Here is a 260-nt window from a genome sequence, read left to right on the forward strand (position 1 = left end):
AAATCTCGTACTGCATAATAGGCACGTTCATTCCGTAGCCGTATCTCAAAACGGTTGATAATATCGGCTTCTTCCAGCGGTATCCCGAACTTGACGTACTGCTCATAGTCCTTTTCATAGATACAGAAATACACATCGGATTTCAGCGAACCAAGATAAAGGGTACGCCCCATATATTCTCTGTCGTCCTCTCTATGCTTGATAAGCTCGCCCGACAAGTAAAACTTGTAACTTCTGGACTTTCCGATATATTCCCGTTT

The 260-nt window shown here is 43.1% G+C and carries 1 protein-coding gene; it reads right to left on the reverse strand.

The window, feature by feature from the left end; all coding sequences use genetic code 11:
* Positions 1-260 (reverse strand): replication initiation factor domain-containing protein (locus HMPREF0373_RS17835; RefSeq protein ID WP_021738766.1); only part of this gene is annotated, 260 nt, incomplete at both ends.

Origin of the sequence: Eubacterium ramulus ATCC 29099, assembly GCF_000469345.1 — a bacterium.
GTDB classification, from domain to species: Bacteria; Bacillota; Clostridia; order Lachnospirales; family Lachnospiraceae; genus Eubacterium_I; species Eubacterium_I ramulus.